Raw genomic sequence first — 18151 nt, 5'->3', positions numbered from 1 at the left:
CCGCGGCAAGCCCGGGATGACGGAATTACTGGACGACTTCGGCCTTCTCGATGATCACCGGATCGGCCGGCACGTCCGAGTGCATGCCCGAACGGCTGGTCTTGACGGCGTTGATCTGGTCGACCACGTCCTGGCCTTCGACGACCTTGCCGAACACGGCGTAGCCCCAGCCGTCCTGGCCCGGGTAGTTCAGGAAATCGTTGTTCTTGGTGTTGATGAAGAACTGGGCCGACGCCGAGTGCGGGGCCATGGTGCGCGCCATCGCGATCGTGTACTTGTCGTTCTTGAGGCCGTTCTTGGCTTCGTTCTCGACGGTCTTGTCCGTGTCCTTCTGCTTCATGCCCGGCTCGAAGCCGCCGCCCTGGATCATGAAGTCCTTGATCACGCGGTGGAAGATCGTGTTGCTGAAGTGACCCTGGTTCACGTAGTCGATAAAGTTGGCAACGGTCTTCGGCGCCTTGGCGTCGTCCAGCTCGACCTTGATGTTGCCTTTGTTGGTGGTCATGAGTACGGTGGTCATAATGATGTCCTGTCGCGGGTTGTGTTAAGAGTTCGCTATTTTACCGCCTTGTCGCCCTTCAGGAGCGTCGCGGACTGGATGACGATCGGCGTGACCGGTACGTTCTTCACGCCGCGTACGTCGTCCACCACCACGCCCTTGATCTTGTCGACCACCTCGCGGCCCTTGACCACCTTGCCGAACACCGCGTAGCCGGAGCCATTCATGTTCGGATAATCGAGGCCGGCGTTGTCGCCGAGGTTGATGAAGAATTGCGAGGTGGCCGAGTCCGGATGCGCCTCGCGCGCCATCGACACGGTGTACGCGGCGTTCGACAGGCCGTTGTCCGATTCGTTCTTGATCGGCTTGCGGGTGGCGCGGCCCTGCAGCTTGGCGTCCATGCCGCCGCCCTGGATCACGAAGCCGTCTTCCACGCGGTGGATGATGGTGCCCTTGTAGAAGCCGGATTTCACGTATTGCAGGAAGTTGTCGACCGTCTTGGGCGCCTTTTCCGGGTCGAGTTCCAGCACGATCTCGCCCATCGTGGTCTTCAGCGAAACTTGCGGCTCGGCGGCGTGGACGGCGCCGGCCGCCAGCAGGCCGGCGGCGAGGACGGCGGCGAGGACGGCCGCGGCGGTCTTGCCGAGGCGGGTGAACAGGGAGGGCGTCGGGATGTGCATGCGTGGCTTCCTCTAGTGGACAAAGCGGGTGGACAAAGCGCAAAGCGCTGTCAAGGGTTTTGCGAAAAAATAAACCTGAGCCATATGCGGCCAGGCCATATTTTATCAATGCTATACTGCGCGACGGACTGCCGATTTTATCAAACCAGCTTCCAAGGTCTTCAAGACCCGGCAGGCGGCGCACCCCCAAGAACGTTCCGCGGGAGGCGCCGGACCGGCGTCGTGCTTCAACCTTCAAGCCAACCATCCGATGAGCCAACTAAAGATTTACAACACGCTGGCGCGTGACAAGCAGGTATTCGTTCCCATCCAGCCCGGCAAGGTCAACATGTACTGCTGCGGCATGACGGTGTACGACTACTGCCACGTCGGCCATGCGCGGATGATGATGGCGTTCGACGTCATCTATCGTTGGCTCAAGGCGTCGGGCTACCAGGTCACGTACGTGCGCAACATCACCGACATCGAGGACAAGATCATCCGCCGCGCGGTCGAGAACGGCGAGACCATCCACCAGCTGACATCGCGCTTCATCCAGGCGATGGACGAGGACGCCGCCGCGCTCGGCATCCTGCCGCCGGACCACGCGCCGCGCGCCACCGACTACGTGCCGCAGATGCTGTCGATCATCGACAAGCTGGAGAGCAAGGACCTGGCCTACCGCAGCGACGATGGCGACGTGAACTACGCGGTGCGCAATTTTCCCGGCTATGGCAAGCTGTCCGGCAAGTCGCTGGACGATCTGCGCGCCGGCGAGCGCGTCGACGTCAACGGCGGCAAGCGCGACCCGCTCGACTTCGTGCTGTGGAAATCGGCCAAGGCATCCGAGCCGGCGGAAGCGAAATGGGATTCGAAGTGGGGCAGCGGCCGCCCGGGCTGGCACATCGAATGCTCGGCCATGTCGTGCGCGCTGCTGGGCGAGCATTTCGACATCCACGGCGGCGGCGCCGACTTGCAGTTCCCGCACCACGAGAACGAGATCGCCCAGTCCGAGGGCGCCTTCGGCAAGCCGATGGTGAACTACTGGATCCACAACGGCTTCGTGCGCGTGGACAACGAGAAGATGTCGAAGTCGCTGGGCAATTTCTTCACTATCCGCGAGGTGCTGCAGAAGTACGACGCCGAGGTGGTGCGCTTCTTCATCGTGCGCACCCACTACCGCAGCCCGCTCAACTATTCCGATGCCCACATCGACGACGCCAAGGGCGCACTGACGCGCCTGTACACGGCGCTGGCCGGCATCGACCTGGGCAGCGAGCCGGTGGCGGTGACCTGGGACGAGCCGCACGCCCAGCGCCTGCGCGACGCCATGGACGACGACTTCAACACGCCGCTGGCGGTGGCCGAGCTGTTCGCGCTGGCGAGCGAGGTCAACCGCAGCAAGTCGGTGGCCGACGCGCGCCAGTTGAAGGCGCTGGCCGGCGTGCTGGGCCTGCTGGAACGCGATCCGCACGCCTTTTTGCAGGCCGGCAGCCCGGCCCAGGAAGGCGGACTGGACGAGGCCGCGATCCTGGACGCCATCGCCCGCCGCGCCGCCGCCAAGAAGGCGCGCGACTTCGCCGGGGCCGACGCCATCCGCGCCGCGCTGACGGCGGCCGGCGTGGTGCTGGAAGACAAGCCGGACGGCACGACCAACTGGCGCCGTGCTTGAGGCCAGAGCGAACGACCGCATGGCACTCTCCAAGGATCTCGCGGGCCCGGCCGCCGACACTGCACTGACTGCGCTGCCCGGCGTCCCGTCCTACTGGGCGGAGGCGAAGGCCGAGCTCATGCGGCGCGACCGCATCATGAACAAGCTGATCCCGCAGTTCGGCGACATGCACCTGCGCGGCCACCCGGACCCGTTCACCACGCTGGCGCGCTCGATCGTCGGCCAGCAGGTGACGGTCAAGGCGGCCGAGCTGGCATGGACCAAGCTGCGCGAGCTGTGTCCGAAGATGACGCCGGCGCAAGTCATCAAAGCCGGCGCCGGGCCGCTGGCGGCCTGTGGCCTGTCCAAGCGCAAGACCGAATACATCCTCGACCTGGCCGACCACTTCAAGGCGCGCCGCGTGCATGCCGATCTGTGGTCGCAGATGGATGACGAAGCGGTGATCGCGGAACTGGTCCGCATCCGCGGCATCACCCGCTGGACAGCGGAGATGTTTTTGATATTTAATCTGCTCAGGCCGAACGTGCTGCCGCTCGACGACCCGGGCTTGATCCAGGGCATCAGCCAGAATTATTTCTCGGGCGAGCCGGTCTCGCGCAGCGATGCGCGCGAAGTCGCCGCCAATTGGGAGCCCTGGCGGACAGTTGCCACATGGTACTTGTGGCGTAGTCTCGACCCGAACCCGTTGTAGAATAGCGCCCTTTGCGGGACCTTCGGAAAACCGGCCGCCTTCCGGCAGCGGTTTTTCAAGGCGCCCGAACCGCCGCGCGGACGATCTTCCGCGGCCTGAAAAATACCCGGAGGTAGAATGAGCAAAACCACTTTCCTCAGTTTCGAGCAGCCGATCGCCGAGCTCGATTCCAAGATCGAAGAACTGCGCTTCGTGCAGGACGATTCGGCCGTCGACATCTCGGAAGAAATCGACCGCCTGGCCAAGAAGAGCCAGCAACTGACGAAAGACATCTATGCCAAGCTGACGCCGTGGCAGGTTTCGCAGATCGCGCGCCATCCGCAGCGCCCGTACACGATGGATTACGTGAACGCGATCTTCACCGACTTCCATGAGCTGCACGGCGACCGCACCTTCGCCGACGACCAGTCGATCATCGGCGGCCTGGCGCGCTTCAACGGCCAGTCGTGCATGGTGATCGGCCACCAGAAGGGCCGCGACACCAAGGAGCGCGCCATGCGCAACTTCGGCATGCCGAAACCGGAAGGCTACCGCAAGGCGATGCGCCTGATGAAGCTGGCCGAGAAATTCAACCTGCCGATCTTCACCTTCGTCGACACCCCGGGCGCCTTTCCCGGCATCGACGCCGAAGAGCGCGGCCAGTCGGAAGCGATCGGCCACAACCTGTACGTGATGGCCGAACTGAAGGTGCCGCTGATCGCCACCATCATCGGCGAGGGCGGCTCCGGCGGCGCGCTGGCGATCGCGGTCGGCGACGCCGTGCTGATGCTGCAGTACGCGACCTACTCGGTGATCTCGCCGGAAGGCTGCGCCTCGATCCTGTGGAAGACGTCGGAGCGCGCCGCCGACGCCGCCGACGCCCTCGGCCTGACCGCGCACCGCCTGAAGGCGATCGGCCTGGTCGACAAGATCGTCTCCGAACCGCTGGGCGGTGCGCACCGCGATCCGGCCCAGATGGCGACCATGCTCAAGCGCGCGCTGGCCGATACCCTGCGCCAGTTCCAGGGCATGAAGACCAAGGACTTGCTGGATGCCCGTCACGCCAAGCTGATGGCCTATGGCAAATTCAAGGAAACCCTGCCGCGCGAAGAATAAGCGCCGCGCCAGAATCATCGATCGAGCACTAGATTGACCCAAGGTAGCCACCCGGCCGGCCGCGGCGGTTCCGCGGCCTCCCTCCCCACGATCTTCGCCGACGCGCTGGCCCCGCTGCTAGCCCCGCTGCTGGCGGCGCCCTGTAGTGCGCATTCCGGCGCGCCGGCCATCGCGGTCGCGCTCAGCGGCGGCCTCGATTCCATGGTGCTGCTGCACCTGGCGCACGCCCACGCGCGCGAGCGCGGACTGGCGCTGCATGCCTTCCACGTCCACCATGGGCTCAGCCCGAACGCCGACGCCTGGCGCGACCACTGCGCCAGCGCCTGCGCCGCGCTCGGCGTGCCGTTCGACGCGCGCGAGGTCGTCGTCGCCAAGGGCAAGAGCGGCGTCGAGGCGGCGGCGCGCAAGCTGCGCTATGCGGCGCTGGGCGCCATGTGCCGCATCCACGGCGCCGGCCTGCTGCTGACCGCCCACCACCTCGACGACCAGGCCGAGACCGTGCTGCTGCAACTGCTGCGCGGATCCGGCCCGGCCGGCCTGTCCGGCATGGATGGCGCCAACCGCGCCGCCACGCTGCTGGGCGACGGCGACCTGGTGATGGCGCGTCCGCTGCTGGCGGCGGCGCGCGCCGACCTGGAGACGTTTGCAGCGGAGCAGGGCATCGCCTGGATCGAGGACGAATCGAACAGCGACCCGCGCTACGCCCGCAACGCGCTGCGCCATACCGTGATGCCGGCGCTGGCCGCCGCCTTCCCCGGCTTCCAGGAGCGCATCGCGCGCAGCAGCCGCCACGCGCAAGCGGCGCAGCGCCTGCTGGACGAACTGGCGGCGCAGGACCTGGCGGCCTGCCTGGAGGGCGACGCGGTCGACATCGGCTACCTGCGCGGCCTGAGCCTGGAGCGCGTGAACAACCTGCTGCGCCACTGGTTCTCGCTGCGGCGCCTGGCGATGCCGTCGGCCGCCTGGCTGGAACAGATGGTGGCGCAGCTGTTGTCGGCGCGCGGCGATGCCCAGCCGCTGGTCAGCCATCCCGCGTGCGACGTGCGCCGGCACCGCGACCGCCTGTACCTGGTGCCGAAATTGCCCGAGCTGGCCGGCCTGCGCGACCCCGACGACGAAGGCGTCATCGAACAGCATGCGCAGGCGTTCCGCTGGCAGGGCGAGGCGTCGCTGCCGTTTCCCGACTACGGCGGAATATTGCATTTCGATGCCGCCGTCGCCGATGCGCCCGGCTTCGACGCCGCCTGGCTGCGTGCCCAGCCGCTGACGATCGACTTCCGCAAGGGCGGCGAGCGCCTGAAGCTGGCGCCCAACCGTCCCAGCCGCAGCCTGAAGGCGCACTTCCAGGCCGGCAGCGTGCCGGTGTGGGAGCGCGCCCGGCTGCCGATCGTCGCCGCTGGCAAGGAACTGTTGTACGCGGCCGGCCTGGGCATGGATTGCCGCCATTTGGGTGCCACTGGCGAACGACTATCCTTGCGCTGGCAAAGCGACGCCAAGTCCGTGGACACCGAATAAGCTTCGGCGTAATACCTTTCCCGCATGTCCTTATTCCAATTCCGTATGGTTTTGGCACCCTCACGTCTTGTGATTCTGCAGCGCAGCATGTACAGTAAAAGGCTCTATTGACTTTTTACAAGCGGAAATTTCCACAGTCATGGCCTTTATAGTCCACAAATATGGCGGAACGTCGATGGGCTCGACGGAACGCATCAAGAACGTCGCGGCACGCGTCGCCAAATGGCACGACGCCGGCCACCGGGTCGTCGTCGTGCCCTCGGCGATGTCGGGAGAAACCAACCGCCTGATCGGCCTGGCCAAGGAAATCATGCCGCAGCCGGACCCCCGCGAACTGGACATGATCGCCTCGACCGGCGAGCAGGTGTCGGTCGGCCTGCTGGCCATGGCGCTGCTGGCGCGCGGCAAGGACGCGGTCTCGTACACCGGCTGGCAGGTCGGCATCAAGACCGACTCGGCCTTCACCAAGGCGCGCATCCAGTCGATCGACGACACCCGCGTGCGCGCCGACCTGGACGCCGGCAAGATCGTCATCATCACCGGCTTCCAGGGCGTGGACGAGGACGGCAACATCTCGACGCTGGGCCGCGGCGGTTCGGACACCTCGGCGGTCGCCATCGCGGCCGCGCTGAAGGCCGACGAATGCCTGATCTATACCGACGTCGACGGCATCTACACCACCGACCCGCGCGTGGTCGACGAGGCGCGCCGCTTGTCCAAGATCACCTTCGAGGAAATGCTGGAACTGGCCTCGCTCGGCTCCAAGGTGCTGCAGACCCGCTCGGTCGAATTCGCCGGCAACTACCGCGTGCCGACGCGCGTGCTGTCGTCGCTGACCGACCCCCTGATGTCGCTCGAAGAAGAAGCCAGCTCGGGCACCCTGATCTCGTTTGAGGAAGAAAGCAATATGGAACAAGCCGTCATCTCCGGCATCGCCTTCCAGCGCGATGAAGCCAAAATCACCGTCCTGGGCGTGCCGGACAAGCCGGGTGTCGCCTACCACATCCTCGGCCCGGTATCGGACGCCAACATCGAGGTCGACATGATCATACAGAATGTGTCGGTCGACGGTAAAACCGATTTCACCTTCACCGTGTCGCGCGGCGACTACCAGCGCGCCGTCGGCGTGCTGGAAGCCAACCAGGCCGAACTGGGCTTCGCGCGCCTGCTGGGCGATGCCAAGGTATCGAAGGTGTCGGCCGTGGGCGTGGGCATGCGCAGCCACGTCGGCGTCGCCTCGCAGATGTTCCGCACGCTGGCGGAAGAGGGCATCAACATCATGATGATCTCGACGTCCGAGATCAAGATCTCGGTGCTGATCGACGAGAAGTACATGGAGCTGGCGACACGCGCGCTGCACAAGGCGTTCAACCTGGAAAAAGCCTGAGTTTTTCCAGAAAATGGCCCCGCTTCCTTGACGAAATGGGGCGTGGCCATTAATATGCCTGCACTCAGCGACAACGAGCAACACCGTCAAGCTGATTGGAGACGTGGCCGAGTGGCCGAAGGCACATCCCTGCTAAGGATGCATACGGCTTATACCTGTATCGTGGGTTCGAATCCCACCGTCTCCGCCAGAACAATGTTTGCTGACCTCTAGCAAACAGCGAAAACCCCCGGATCTCATACTGAGGCCCGGGGGTTTTTTGTATTGTAGCGTCCGCTTGTGTCCAGCTGAGTCCAGGATTTATAGGGTATGTGTGAGGGTATACGGTAGACCCTCCTGCAATGTTTACCCTTAAACCCAGCCGAGCCCGCATATACCCCCTATGTCTGTAGAGAGTCGACAGGAGGTTGTATGCCCAAGTTAGCCAAGCCGCTCAGCGACATCCAGGTCAAGCGCGCCAAGCCTGGTGCCAAGCTTGTAAAGCTTTTTGATGGCCATGGTTTGTATCTCGAGATCCAACCATCTGGCGCCAAGTTCTGGCGCTTCCGGTACAACCAGGCGAACGGCAAGGAGACGACCATTACGTTTGGGCCATACCCTGAAGTCAGTCTGGCCGATGCTAGAGACAAACGCACCGAGGCGCGGCGGCAGCTTCTCGACGGTAAGGACCCAATTCAGGAGCGCGAGCTGACAAAACGTGCGAACCTGAAGACTAGCGAATACACGTTCCGCAAGATCGCAACTGAATGGCACGAACTCAAGTTGAAAGGCTGGTCTCCGGCATATGCCCAGAACGTACTGCACAGGCTGGAACTGGATATCTTTCCGAACTTGGGCAGATTTCCCGTGGATGAGGTAACACATCGCGACCTCATCGATGTCTTTCGCAAGATCGAGTCCCGTGGTGCTCATGAGATAGCCAAACGAAACAAGGCCGTTTGTGCGCAGATCTTCAGCTACGCGATTCAGACAGGAGCAGCGACGAGGAACCCCATTGCGGACATGAAAGACGTCCTGCAAGTCGTATCGCCTAGTAATTTTCCTGCAATATCGAGTGATGAATTGCCAAGGTTTCTCGAATCATTGCGCAACAATGAGGCGTGCATGCAGCCCCTGACGCGCATTGGCTTGAAGCTGTTGATGTTGGTGTTTGTTCGCACCAGTGAGCTTATTGAGACGCCTTGGAGCGAGATACAAGAAGGGTGCCCTGATTGGACTATTCCATGGTGCAGGATGAAGCTCGGCAAGCGTAGACTTAACCCGATAAAGAAGGACCACTTTGTTCCGCTGTCACGACAGGCAGTTACCCTTTTGGCCGAGTTGAGAGCATTGACAGGGGGAGGCTCCTATCTTTTTCCTAACATTCGGGACCGCAATCGTCCAATGAGCAACAATGCGTTTTTGAAGGCGATCGAAAGGATGGGTTATAAAGGAGACATGTCAGGACATGGATTTAGGGCACTCGCCATGAGTACAATTAAAGAGAAGCTGGGCTATCGTCACGAGGTAGTTGATAGGCAACTCGCTCATGTTCAAAAGGATAAAATTGCTCGAGCCTATGATCGTGCTGAATTCATTGATGAGCGTAAAGTAATGATGCAGGATTGGGCGGACTACATAGACAGCTTGTAGAAAAAATAGATTTTCAAGTAGATTTGACAAGGAGAGCGTCAATTTCTCTTTTTTGCAGATTGAACGAAGATCACAAGCAACCGAGTCATGACTGTTTTTTATCTGCTTCCGCATGGCTTAGTTTTTATATTAAGAAAGTGCTTTTGGGACTAAACTAGTCCCAATCGCGATTCATCTCAGACAATGATCTTCGATACCTTGAGGGTATTATCTGAATGCCGCCGGTGTATGCAATTTTAAGTCGGAGCGACCTCGACGATATATTGTCTCTCGGCGATAATAGAGCAAGTTCCTAAGATGATTCCCTGTGTGTCAACACTGTTTCCATTCATGTTACATGGATGGGCGATGTAGCGTCGTGGCTTTTTACCTGCGTCCGGATCAGTGATCCATTGGAGCTCATAATTCATTAGGCCAGGACCTCCTATTACTTCGGTACGCACTACCTTACGTGTTTCGTAAAGCAGATAGTAGTCTTGGTCTGCAATGAACACAGCATCCGTCCAGATACGGCAACCTTCCCGATTACCATGGCAACCCGCACCGCAAGTAAAGGTTGCTGTCAGCTCCTTTCGAGTCGTTCGAACTTCGAAGTGCCTAACCTTATCCAGTTGGATCAACGCTGTATCAGTGGTTTTGTTATGTCGGCTGATGCCATTGAAGCCAACCATGAAATCATTACTGGCGTCGTAGTCAAACATAAACATCTGGGTGCCGGCGCTGTGTAGAAGATTAATTGGATTTAATGGCGTAGCGCCAACGACCTGGATGTCGATGTCTTCATTCAGGCCATTACGTACATTGATGGCGATTTTGTTATCGGTGCTTTTGCTAACCCATGCGGAAAGAGGCTTATGTGAATTCTCTGCGAGGCAGCGTCCATAGGCTTCAGCGCTAGAGGCCGACAACGTACGGCGATACGAGCTACCTTGCTGACTCGAATAACCCGCGGCGATAAACAGTCTCGTCAATTCATTGCGTGCCAGCTTAAAATCATCATAGTTGCCAGAAAAATATTCGGGAAAATTTACGCTATATTTTCTCTTTATCTCATCGTAATTCTGCTGATTGATAAATTGCAGCATCGAGTATTCGTTGACAATGTTTGTTGTCACGGATTCGATATCGAACTGAATTAGGTCTTCGCAAGGCATTATTTTCTCCAGGAATAAAAGTATATATACCTAACATGGCCGCAATTTTTCATGGCGGTAGAACAGTATCGCACTCCTCCCCAACATTGCCTATGATGCAAATGCATCATGTTTGATCAGTATGCAGCCTAAATTCCTGTAGTTTTTAGAATGAAATATATCTTTAAAGCAAGGACCCTTGTTTTTGGTTTGAATGGTCTAAGTGTTCTACAGTTTGCATCTACACCTTTATATGCCGTGCTGAACAAGGAGTTGGGCCAGTTCGGCCTTATCGTGCACGTTCAATTTCTGATATATTTTTTGTAGTGTGTTGCGCGCTGTTGCCTGAGAAATGCTTAACTCCTTTGCCACCGCTTTCGCTGCTAATCCCCTACCATACAGACGCGCTACTTGCAGTTCGCGTGGTGACAGACGCGTTCGCGGCGAATGAGCTGTTACGTGCAGGAACAGCAGAGCATTGCGGCGCTGGCAGCGAATAACGATCCGCTGGCCACGGTATTCTGTTGAACCAAGCCTGCGCAGATCTTCAAGTAAAAAAACAGGTAGGCACGCCGGGCGCCAGTCAGGCCATTCAGATAACATCAAGTGGCGGCCTTCAGGTGTTGAATAGTGGATTAGACCATCCAGCTGTGCGATGAGTAGTACATTGCGTTCGTCCGCAGGCATTGTCGCTACAGCTAGTTGGCGATTCAGCTTCAAGGCTTCCTGCACATGTGGCATCAGGTCGACCATAAGATGTTGTTCGCGGGCGCCAAAATGTGCATCGGCATCCGCACGGTACAACGATAGGCCATCTACCAGCGGGTTTTCTGGACTGGCTAGTACCATTACAAGGCCATTTCGATGTTCGTACCGTTGAACGTAGTCACGCATGATTGCATGCTGGCGTTCAGCGAACAGGGTAGGGCAATGAAACGAGACGGGTATACCGAGATTGGCGAGTGCATATGGCAATACTAAGTCCCGTCGCTGGATGCTTTCCCAGTCTAAAGCATTGTTAGTCGGGATGTTGTACATGATGCTGCTTTGGACTACTACTTCGCCATTGCTTATGTCCGCACCCAGTAGTCGCGCAGCGTCGAAGTCCAGCTTCGTCCGTAACATTGCCATAATTGCTACGTTGAACTCGTCTGGGGTCAGATTCCTAGCTGCCTGATAAATATTGAGCAATAAGCTGCTGTAGCTATCCATGGCGCGATCTTCAGTATCGACTGTGCGCTAGTTTAGCACCAGCTCAGTTGAAGTCGTTGTATTTTTGTTACTTCCGGACTCGTTTGATATTTGGACCAATCAAGGAATATGTCTTGGCGTTCTTACGAGTGGGATAACCGCTTGTGCTCCAGGTTGGCTAATCGCTCCATGGCAGCCTTGGGTGTCGTAGGCGACGTCGCCGATGACCCTCGCGACGGTTCGTCTAACGAGAGTCTAGTCCTGCAAGTATAACAATACTCGTGCATTGCCGGTGGCACTATCGGTCACTTTAATGGCCCGGGTTTCTAGTATGACTATAGTGGACCCCGAATTTGAGACAGTGGTTTAAGCTGTCGTCCGCGAAAGGATGACAGCGAATGAGTGAAGGTAAAAAACGCAGGGTGCACAGTGCCGAGTTCAAGGGCAAGCTCGGGCTGGAAGCGGTGCGCGGGGTGAAGACGATCAACGAGATCGCGCAGGAGCACGACGTGCATCCGCAGTTGGTGACGCAGTGGAAGAAGGAGATTCTGGAGAACGCCGGCGCGCTGTTCGACGTCAAGCGCGGGCCGAAGCCGGTGGACGAAAGCAGTCCCGAGGACAAGCTGTACAGCGAGATCGGCAAGTTGAAGATGCAGGTGGATTGGCTCAAAAAAAAGCTTGGGGAATGAGTCCTGCCGAGCGGGCACGGTGGATTGCGCGGGAAGACGCGATGCCGCTGACCATGCAGTGCGAACTGGCCGGCGTGCCGCGTTCGACGGTGTATCGGCGGCTGGAAGCGGTAACACGCCAGGCATGCATGAACGAGGAAGACGACCGATTGCGCGCCCTGATCGACGAGGAATACACCGGCCGGCCGTTCTACGGTAGCCGGCGCATGGCGGTGTTCCTGCGAGGTCGAGGGCACCAGGTCAATCGCAAGCGCGTGCAGCGCTTGATGCGGGAAATGGGTCTGGCGGGCATGGCGCCGGGGCCGGCGACGAGCAAGCCGCATCCGCAGCACAAGGTCTATCCATACCTGTTGCGCGGGGTAGCAGTCACGCGACCGAACCAGGTGTGGAGTACGGATCTGACCTATATCCGCCTGGCGCGTGGCTTTGCCTACCTGGTGGCGATCATCGACTGGTACTCGCGCCGGGTACTGGCCTGGCGCATCAGCAACAGCATGGACGCGTCGTTCTGCGTGGACTGCCTGGAAGATGCGCTGCGCCACCACGGCAGGCCGGATGTATTCAACAGCGACCAGGGCGCGCAGTTCACCAGCGACGCCTTTACCGGCGTGCTCAAGCGCGAAGGTGTGGCGATCAGCATGGACGGACGCGGGCGGGCGCTGGACAACATCTTCGTCGAGCGCTTGTGGCGCAACGTGAAGTACGAAGACGTGTACCTGAAGGGTTATGCCAACATGCCCGAACTAACAGTCGGCCTGGCGCAGTACTTTGTGTTCTACAACGCCGAGCGACCGCATCAGGCGTTGAGATATGAGACGCCGGATCATGTCTACCGCGCCGGTGTCGGAGGCGGTGCGCTGATCGTCGACAGGTTCGGCGACGCGGGCCTAGAGCAAGAAAAAATCGGCAGTACGGGGCAGCGCCGGGCAGCTGCTGAAGTGGAAACGGACACAGCTTAAACTAGCCGGCTGAGTGTCTTGACTGATGGGTCCACTTTAGACTGTGCCAATGCCAAGGTGTACCTTACGCCACTGGCTACGATAGTCGGCGTCATGTTTTTTGGTCTTCCACTCGTGTTTGCCTAGCATCTTGATGCCCATGCTGTCGACCAAGCGGTGCAATCCCGTTGGAGTGGGCTGTGTTGTGATCGTCACCGAAAGATGCTTCTGGCGTCGGCTGACCGCCTGAGATCTGGCATCTGCCAGTCCAGGCCAGCGAGCTTGAGCAGGCTTTGCGTCATACCCGTTGCCTGGCGCAGCGCCGGGTTGAACAATCCCTTGATCGTCAGGCAGAACTGGATTGCTGCCTCGCTGAATTTCGGATTGAAGACATGCTTGCCGCTGGGACTGCCATGTCTATACATGTTCTTGTCCAACCAAATGAGCAGGCATCCGCCTGCTTTAGCGTTGCGTTGTAGTCTTTCCAGTTGGTCGTTCGATACGTCAGTTTTGCTGTTGCACTCATGCCTTCAATTTAAGGCGCACTTGTGCTCTACCACAGCACAAGCCGATTTTTACAACAAAGTAACTCAGTGTAATCGCTCGTCGACAGCCTCTGTAGGAAGTGACATCCACGAATACAACAGGAGATGTATTTTTAACAATTAAAAATATACAGAAATATATTGCATTAGAGAATTAGATTCTATTCTACAAGTAATATTTCAAATGTTCAATCAAAAGTCAAATGTGAAATAAAATATTTGAATTATTTAATAAATCATTGAACCCTTAATTTTAGGAAAGAATCATTTATTTAGAAAGTTTAAAGAAAAAATTATGAGCCAAAAAACTATCTGATAGACATAAACGATATGTAAGAATTGCTTAGGAAAAATCTTAACTAAAAATTCTAAAATTTTATTTTATGCACAACGCATAAATAGTAGATTATTTATGATTCTTTATGGAAATAAAAATTCTTTTAAAAAATAGAATGAACGTTCAATTCTTACAATTCAACTGTATTGCTAGCGAACATATGAATGTAAGCAATGCAATGTGATTAATCGATAGAGAAAAACAATATTCTGAATCGATAAAATTTTGAATATTTACGATACTATCCAGCCAAACCAAGTTGGCCTCGAACATGAAACTTGAGCCCGAAAAATAACGCCAAAATGATTGCTAGGGGAGCAGAATGACTGACATGATGTGGCATCGCGTTCGTCGTCAAAGGGGACAAGGGATGATGGAGTATGTGATCATCGTGGCCCTCATTGCCGTTGCTGCTATCGGGATCTATTCAGCTTTCGGAAAAACGGTACGTGTGCAAACTGCCGGCATGGCACAAGAAGTGTCAGGAAAAAAGGCTAGTACTGAAGCCGCTACAGAGGCAGCCAACGCTGCTGCAGGCCGTGCGAACGATCCCAAGAAAACCGGTATGGGCCAATACAATTACGCCAATGACCAGCACAATTAGAATATTTCGGATTGAGTTGATTTTAATGTCGATTCATGCCGGATATGGTGGTAAGTAGTCGATTTTTTTTCTTATATGGAGGTCAATATGAAATTTGTCGGTAAAATGAGGCAGCGTGGCCAAGGGATGATGGAGTACGTCATTATCGTCGCGTTGATTGCGGTTGCAGCGATCGGTGTCTACAGTATGTTTGGTAAAACGGTACGTAACCAAACCGCTGGCTTGTCGAAGGAAATGGCAGGTTCCGACTCCTCTACCCAGATCCAGGCTGCTGGTACTTCGGCAACCTCTGCTGCTACACGCGGAAATACCACGAAAGGGCTTGGCGAATATAATAAAGACAACGATCAGAATTAAGCATTGCGAGGTCTTGTGTAATGATGAGCATAACATTGCCTGATAGCAGATCCTTAGCCGCATTGCCAAGGCAACGTGGTCAGGCAATGATCTTCACCCTGCTTTTTGCTGCTGCAAGTGCTTTGGTCTGTCTAGTGCTCTATAACAGCGGACAATTGGCAAATTCTAAAACGCAGCTACAGAATGCGGCAGATGCTGGCGCGTACAGTGGCGCGCTTCTCTTGGCGCGAGACCACAATTTCTCTGCCTATACCAATCGGGCTATGGTTGCGAACCAAGTATCGGTTGCCCAGCTCGTCAGTCTCAAGTCCTATACCGAAGACGCAGCAGCCACGCACAAGCGTATGGGAAATGCCGCTCATACGTTCACTGCAAACGTCGTACCATCCTTCAAGCCATTCTGGACGATCGCGAAAGCCGAGCCGGTCGAGGCATTGGCTGCCGCCTATGCTGCCGTGGCGCCGACTGCAGTTAAGCTGCTGGACGAATTGATCAGGCTTTTCGAGCAGGCTCAAGAGCTACATCACGATACGACGGCTCTCGATGTTACCTTGGTGGCGAACGAAGTCGTCAAACAAAATGATGACAAAGCTGGCATCAGCCTGATGAGCTTTCAGACCGCCTATACTGCTGATCAACTGCGCAACTGGAAGGCTTACTCCGCGAGGCATAGTGCTGTCGCACTGACCCAAGTCGCGGACCGTTTTGCCAATGTGGTGGTGAATCGTGAATCGACGGACGAATTGATACGGGATCGTGGTTCGGTATTGGTGGCGTCTTGGGAGTCGATTCCAACTTCGGTTGCATGCCCACCTCCCGCCATCCCTGTATTCACTCTATATGGTTTTGCGCATGATGGAGGAACACTCCTCAGCGCCAATAAAAAACGTTGGCTAGCATTGGATGCTACGCAGGGCGCAGGTTTTGTGGCCTGTGAGACGCCGGTAGGAATACCTTTTGGCTATCCACTGCTGCAAGACGGTGCTGGCGGCTCTGGCGGTGGGCTCGCCGGAAGCAGGGGCGGCTACGGCACACGGATCGGCTTCAATGGTAATCCTCGTGAGACACGCAATTATGGTGGTGCCATGACGGGTCTGATGGCAATTCCTGCGCGCTCGCGCTACTCACGTGGCCCAGGTACAAGCCTGGATGCGGCGACAGGAGGCTTGCAGGACTACTATCGTGATATCGCCAATCCATTAGCAGCTGGCGGAGCACCTGCGAACCAAAGCGCTGCGTTAAATGGGGGCGCCTTACCATTCACAATAGAGGTAAGGCATGACGCCGTAGACATCCGTACATCGACGCGCGTGATGGGAAGTGGAGCTCGCACCATTCGATCTGATCCGGAGATGAAAGGTGACACAATGCGGACCCTGGCATCAGGCAGTGCTTACTTCTATCGTTCCAATATAGATACTGGATTTACAAAGGCAGGGTGGGCAAGAAGTGACAGGAAAACCGAAATGGCCAACTTGTTCAATCCCTATTGGCAAGCACAGTTGGTAGAGAATCCAGCATCGGCGGTTATTGCATCGATGGGGGCGCCTTGAAATCTTTCTCCATTCTTCGAATTCGTCGGCCGTCATGCAAGCGAAAAGCTAACGGCCAAGCGCTGGTGGAGTTTCTGGTAGGCGGCATATTCTTCCTGGTACCCTTGTTCCTCGCCATGGTCGTGATCGGCAAACTTGCCGACGTTCGCCATACGGCCAACATGGCCGGACGCTATGCGGCATGGGAGCGCACGGTGTGGTATGACAATGGTTCTACGCGTTTTGCTCAACTCAACGCACCCAATCAAAAAAGTGACCGTGAAATCGGTAACGAGATCGCTGTTCGTATGTTGAACGATCGTTCGCAACCGACCACCGTCATCAAGCAGAGCGATCGGAACGCTAGCACCTTTGCTAACGGCGTTGATCCAATGTGGCGAGACAACGCAAATGTTGCATATCTCGACCGTTATGATCAGCTTGGTAGCGCGATCAATAATTCCCGGCCAACTAACGATATTGCCGGACGGGCAGTTGGGTTGTTGGAGACAGTGTCGATCCCCGGCGTAGTCAGCATCGTTCCACCGCTTCCAACTGACACGCTCGCGATCGCTAATGTGCGCCTCGAGGAAATCGGCAAACGCAGCACCGCTTATCAGCGCCTATGGCCGCGTGATTCGGTATGGCGTGATCAATGGAATGGACTGAATTTTACTGGAAAGGGCGCCATCCTTTCGAACACATGGGCTGCAAACGGGTCGGTCAGTACTACCGCTATGGTCCAAGAGGCAGTACCGATGGCAAAAGGCCTTGGCAACTATGCGGGAAACGCTGCCGTGCTCAGCATGCGTGCATGGAACTTGAACGGCCCGAGTGCGGATTTCGGCAAAGTAGCGCCCGACGTCGTTCCCGCCGATCGCTTGCGGTGAAGAGGCGTCGATGATACCAGCGCGTCCAGCTCTCTTTTCATTCCTGTTTGTTTCTTGGTTGTTTGTGACCGTCCTGGCGGCACCCATTGCCGTGGCTTGTCCTGAAAAGGTTCCAAATGGAATGAGCGCGACTAGCGTTGCGGACAAGGTCACGGTCGATGGCATGGCGCTTTCCATCCTGCAGGTTGAAAGTAGAGAGGCAATGCCAGCAGTGCTCGAGCGGCTCGAAAAAGAATGGGCCGAAGCAGGCTATGCGGTTCGCCGCAACCAGGCGCAAGGCTGGAACGTACTGTCGGCACTCAGCGAAAAATGCATGACGACCCTCCAGTTGATCGACCAGGGTGGATCATTCGGCTACCTTGCCGTGAATCGCTTGAAAAAGCCAACTTCGCTTCGCAATCCAGCGCCAATGCCCGCCGGTGCCAAAGTGCTATCGACCGTCACTAGCGAAGACGATGGGCGCAAGGGTAGTACGGTACTTTTGGAAAGCAACCAGTCGGTCGAGGATCTGGTGACGTTCTACAAAAGACGTTTGACAGATGATCAATGGGGTAGCGTACGTGCTAGCGGCATGATGGGCCGCGACCAGCGGTTTACCGGCGCTTCCGTAAGTGCCCAGCGTGGTCGTGAGCGGATCGAGGTTGTAATCCGGCGCGAAGCTGGCAGTAAAGTCGTTGTTAATTTGGCGCAAGAGCTATGAGGAAGCCAGCGTTTAGTCAACAGGGACAAGCCATGACCGAATACCTTGTCGTGGCTGTTTTCTGTCTGCTCGTGCTTGTTGCTGT

At 57.1% G+C, this 18151-nt stretch carries 16 protein-coding genes, 1 tRNA gene and 1 pseudogene; 13 read left to right on the top strand and 5 right to left on the bottom strand.

Translation table 11 applies throughout. The annotated features are described in order from the left end of the window. Positions 1-25: 25 nt before the first annotated feature. Positions 26-520, bottom strand: a complete 495-nt coding sequence (locus HH212_RS24890; RefSeq protein WP_170204923.1) for a peptidylprolyl isomerase — start codon at positions 518-520, stop codon at positions 26-28. Positions 521-555: 35 nt separating this feature from the next. Further along, positions 556-1179 carry a peptidylprolyl isomerase gene (locus HH212_RS24885; protein WP_170204922.1) on the bottom strand — a complete coding sequence of 208 codons (624 nt, stop codon included), beginning with the start codon at positions 1177-1179 and terminating at the stop codon, positions 556-558. Positions 1180-1429: 250 nt separating this feature from the next. Between HH212_RS24885 and cysS the strand changes: the two genes are divergently transcribed. The 7 genes from cysS (at position 1430) to HH212_RS24850 (ending at position 9150) form a co-directional block, all read left to right on the top strand. Further along, entirely contained in the window at positions 1430-2830 is a 1401-nt protein-coding gene (gene cysS / locus HH212_RS24880; RefSeq protein WP_170204921.1) for a cysteine--tRNA ligase, read from the top strand. A 19-nt stretch (positions 2831-2849) separates the two neighbouring features. Next, positions 2850-3521, top strand: coding sequence for a DNA-3-methyladenine glycosylase family protein (locus tag HH212_RS24875; protein ID WP_170204920.1), 672 nt, complete (start codon positions 2850-2852; stop codon positions 3519-3521). Positions 3522-3638: 117 nt separating this feature from the next. Next, on the top strand, positions 3639-4616 hold the full coding sequence (locus HH212_RS24870; protein ID WP_170204919.1) for an acetyl-CoA carboxylase carboxyltransferase subunit alpha: 978 nt from the start codon (positions 3639-3641) through the stop codon (positions 4614-4616). A 105-nt stretch (positions 4617-4721) separates the two neighbouring features. Continuing rightward, complete coding sequence (gene tilS / locus HH212_RS24865; RefSeq protein ID WP_502572568.1) at positions 4722-6131, top strand: tRNA lysidine(34) synthetase TilS; 1410 nt, start codon at positions 4722-4724, stop codon at positions 6129-6131. 139 nt (positions 6132-6270) lie between these two features. Beyond that, the gene (locus HH212_RS24860) at positions 6271-7518 is read left to right on the top strand and encodes an aspartate kinase (RefSeq protein ID WP_170204918.1); all 1248 of its coding nucleotides are present in this window, start codon (positions 6271-6273) and stop codon (positions 7516-7518) included. Between the two features lie 97 nt (positions 7519-7615). Then, positions 7616-7708 (top strand) — tRNA-Ser (locus HH212_RS24855). Positions 7709-7929: 221 nt separating this feature from the next. Beyond that, positions 7930-9150: a tyrosine-type recombinase/integrase gene (locus HH212_RS24850; protein ID WP_170204917.1), complete on the top strand. Its 1221-nt coding sequence runs from the start codon at positions 7930-7932 to the stop codon at positions 9148-9150. Positions 9151-9386: 236 nt separating this feature from the next. Here the strand turns inward: HH212_RS24850 and HH212_RS24845 are convergent, their stop codons facing one another. Together HH212_RS24845 and HH212_RS24840 are read right to left on the bottom strand one after the other, a co-directional pair. Continuing rightward, complete coding sequence (locus tag HH212_RS24845; RefSeq protein WP_170204916.1) at positions 9387-10304, bottom strand: hypothetical protein; 918 nt, start codon at positions 10302-10304, stop codon at positions 9387-9389. A gap of 228 nt (positions 10305-10532) precedes the next feature. After that, the gene (locus tag HH212_RS24840) at positions 10533-11495 is read right to left on the bottom strand and encodes a helix-turn-helix transcriptional regulator (protein ID WP_170204915.1); all 963 of its coding nucleotides are present in this window, start codon (positions 11493-11495) and stop codon (positions 10533-10535) included. A gap of 377 nt (positions 11496-11872) precedes the next feature. On the opposite strand from HH212_RS24840, the gene HH212_RS24835 reads away from it, so the two are divergent. Next, positions 11873-13122, top strand: a protein-coding gene (locus HH212_RS24835; RefSeq protein ID WP_229217358.1) for an IS3 family transposase whose coding sequence is annotated in 2 segments (ribosomal slippage) — positions 11873-12158 and positions 12158-13122 — 1251 coding nt in all. Because the reading frame shifts where the segments join, the coding sequence is not laid out codon by codon here. Between the two features lie 48 nt (positions 13123-13170). Here the strand turns inward: HH212_RS24835 and HH212_RS24830 are convergent. Continuing rightward, positions 13171-13627 (bottom strand): annotated as a pseudogene (locus tag HH212_RS24830) (transposase); the annotation flags it as partial. A 678-nt stretch (positions 13628-14305) separates the two neighbouring features. Here HH212_RS24830 and HH212_RS24825 point away from each other — a divergent pair. The 5 genes from HH212_RS24825 (at position 14306) to HH212_RS24805 (ending at position 18066) form a co-directional block, all read left to right on the top strand. Then, entirely contained in the window at positions 14306-14587 is a 282-nt protein-coding gene (locus HH212_RS24825) for a Flp family type IVb pilin (RefSeq protein ID WP_370663894.1), read from the top strand. A gap of 87 nt (positions 14588-14674) precedes the next feature. Next, positions 14675-14944, top strand: a complete 270-nt coding sequence (locus HH212_RS24820) for a Flp family type IVb pilin (RefSeq protein ID WP_170204914.1) — start codon at positions 14675-14677, stop codon at positions 14942-14944. 86 nt (positions 14945-15030) lie between these two features. Next, positions 15031-16497, top strand: coding sequence for a pilus assembly protein TadG-related protein (locus HH212_RS24815; protein WP_170204913.1), 1467 nt, complete (start codon positions 15031-15033; stop codon positions 16495-16497). Continuing rightward, complete coding sequence (locus tag HH212_RS24810) at positions 16494-17366, top strand: TadE family protein (RefSeq protein WP_170204912.1); 873 nt, start codon at positions 16494-16496, stop codon at positions 17364-17366. The genes HH212_RS24815 and HH212_RS24810 overlap by 4 nt, the downstream gene beginning before the upstream one ends. 10 nt (positions 17367-17376) lie before the next feature. After that, positions 17377-18066 (top strand): hypothetical protein, encoded by a 690-nt coding sequence (locus HH212_RS24805; protein ID WP_170204911.1) that lies wholly within the window; start codon positions 17377-17379, stop codon positions 18064-18066. The last annotated feature ends 85 nt before the right edge of the window (positions 18067-18151 follow it).

The sequence above is a fragment of the Massilia forsythiae genome (genome assembly GCF_012849555.1).
Classification (GTDB): Bacteria; Pseudomonadota; Gammaproteobacteria; order Burkholderiales; family Burkholderiaceae_D; genus Telluria; species Telluria forsythiae.
This window is presented reverse-complemented; position numbering and strand designations above follow the sequence as displayed.

Bases quoted from the DNA above. Each gene is read 5' to 3' on its own strand.
- HH212_RS24890 (WP_170204923.1), bottom strand. From the start codon at position 520: ATGACCACCGTACTCATGACCACCAACAAAGGCAACATCAAGGTCGAG.
- HH212_RS24885 (WP_170204922.1), bottom strand. From the start codon at position 1,179: ATGCACATCCCGACGCCCTCCCTGTTCACCCGCCTCGGCAAGACCGCC.
- cysS (WP_170204921.1), top strand. From the start codon at position 1,430: ATGAGCCAACTAAAGATTTACAACACGCTGGCGCGTGACAAGCAGGTA.
- HH212_RS24875 (WP_170204920.1), top strand. From the start codon at position 2,850: ATGGCACTCTCCAAGGATCTCGCGGGCCCGGCCGCCGACACTGCACTG.
- HH212_RS24870 (WP_170204919.1), top strand. From the start codon at position 3,639: ATGAGCAAAACCACTTTCCTCAGTTTCGAGCAGCCGATCGCCGAGCTC.
- HH212_RS24860 (WP_170204918.1), top strand. From the start codon at position 6,271: ATGGCCTTTATAGTCCACAAATATGGCGGAACGTCGATGGGCTCGACG.
- HH212_RS24850 (WP_170204917.1), top strand. From the start codon at position 7,930: ATGCCCAAGTTAGCCAAGCCGCTCAGCGACATCCAGGTCAAGCGCGCC.
- HH212_RS24845 (WP_170204916.1), bottom strand. From the start codon at position 10,304: ATGCCTTGCGAAGACCTAATTCAGTTCGATATCGAATCCGTGACAACA.
- HH212_RS24840 (WP_170204915.1), bottom strand. From the start codon at position 11,495: ATGGATAGCTACAGCAGCTTATTGCTCAATATTTATCAGGCAGCTAGG.
- HH212_RS24825 (WP_370663894.1), top strand. From the start codon at position 14,306: ATGACTGACATGATGTGGCATCGCGTTCGTCGTCAAAGGGGACAAGGG.
- HH212_RS24820 (WP_170204914.1), top strand. From the start codon at position 14,675: ATGAAATTTGTCGGTAAAATGAGGCAGCGTGGCCAAGGGATGATGGAG.
- HH212_RS24815 (WP_170204913.1), top strand. From the start codon at position 15,031: ATGATCTTCACCCTGCTTTTTGCTGCTGCAAGTGCTTTGGTCTGTCTA.
- HH212_RS24805 (WP_170204911.1), top strand. From the start codon at position 17,377: ATGATACCAGCGCGTCCAGCTCTCTTTTCATTCCTGTTTGTTTCTTGG.